We start from the raw sequence: 1,615 nt of genomic DNA on the forward strand, positions 1-1,615 counted from the left end.
GAATTGATGGACCCGCAGGAACGGCTGTTTCTGGAATGCGTCTATGAAACCCTGGAGGATGCGGGATATACCCGCCGTGCCCTCGGGGCGTACAAGGGACGGGGAATGGAAGGCAATGTCGGGGTGTTCGTCGGCGTCATGTACGAGGAGTACCAACTCTACGGAGCGCAAGAACAGCTTCGGGGAAGAAAGGTGGCCTTGAATGGAAGCGCCGCTTCCATTGCCAACCGGGTCTCCTATTTCTGCAATTTTCACGGCCCGAGCATGGCCGTGGATACGATGTGCTCCTCATCCTTGACGGCGATTCATCTGGCCTGCCAGCACCTACAAAAAGGCAGTTGCGAAGTGGCGATCGCCGGCGGGGTGAATGTGTCGATTCACCCGAACAAATACATCGCCCTGCAGCAGGGGCAATTCCTCTCAAGCAAGGGACGGTGCGAAAGCTTTGGGGATGGCGGCGACGGCTATGTGCCCGGAGAAGGAGTCGGTGCGGTTCTGTTGAAGCCGTTGGCCCGGGCCGTGGCGGACGGTGATCACATTTACGGAGTGATCAAAGGGACGGCCCTCAATCACGGGGGCAAGACACACGGCTATACCGTCCCCAATCCCAATGCCCAGGCTGATGTGATCAAGCAGGCTTTTCGCCAGGCCGGCATCGACCCGCGAACCCTTCAATACATCGAAGCGCACGGCACCGGAACGGCCTTGGGCGACCCGATTGAAATTGCCGGTTTGACCAAAGCCTTTCAGGAATATACCGGCGACCGGCAGTTTTGTGCCATCGGCTCGGTGAAATCCAACATCGGGCATGCCGAGAGCGCGGCCGGGATTGCCGGATTGAGTAAAGTCTTGCTGCAGATGAAATACGGGCAGCTGGTGCCCTCCCTGCACTCCCGGGTGCTGAACCGCCATATTGACTTTGCCTCGACCCCCTTTGTCGTTCAGCAGGAACTGGCAGAATGGAAGCGGCCGGTCGTGATGCGACAGGGGGTGCCCCGGGAAGCTCCGCGCCGGGCGGGAATCTCGTCGTTTGGAGCCGGAGGGGCCAACGCCCATATCGTGATTGAGGAATATCTCCCGCCCGAAGAAACGGATCGGGAGCCGGCTGCAGCCGGCGGGGGCCCGTTCCTGATCGTCCTGTCGGCACAAACGCGCGGGCAACTGCTGGAGCAGGCGAAACGCCTGCACTCGGCGATCGGGGAAGAAGGCTGGACCGACCGTGATCTGGCCGCTCTGGCGTACACGCTGCAAGTGGGCCGGGAGGCGATGGAAGAGCGGATGGCCCTCGTGGCCACCACCATGGAAGAGCTCCGGGGAAAATTGGCGGACGTGGTTGCCGGAAAGCAGGAGATCGAAGGATGTTACCGGGGGTCGGTCAACGCTCATAAGGCAGTCCTGGCGGTCCTGGCGGCGGATGAGGATATGGAGCAAATCCTGGAGGTCTGGCAGAGAAAAGGGAAGTACGACAAACTGCTGGAGCTGTGGGTAAAAGGGATGGACATCGACTGGAACCGTCTGTACAGCGGGAAGAAACCCGGACGGATGAGTCTGCCCACCTATCCGTTTGCCCGGCAGCGCTGCTGGATTCCGGCGGAAGAGAGAAAAGAGCGGCCGC

General features: G+C 60.6%; 1 protein-coding gene. It reads left to right on the plus strand.

Annotated elements, in window-relative coordinates; genetic code table 11:
* On the plus strand, nucleotides 1–1,615 hold a 1,615-nt coding region (locus I8U19_RS17075), incomplete at both ends, for a type I polyketide synthase (RefSeq protein WP_198056621.1).

This window comes from Thermoactinomyces sp. CICC 10523 (assembly GCF_016055105.1).
GTDB lineage: Bacteria > Bacillota > Bacilli > Thermoactinomycetales > Thermoactinomycetaceae > Thermoactinomyces_A > Thermoactinomyces_A daqus.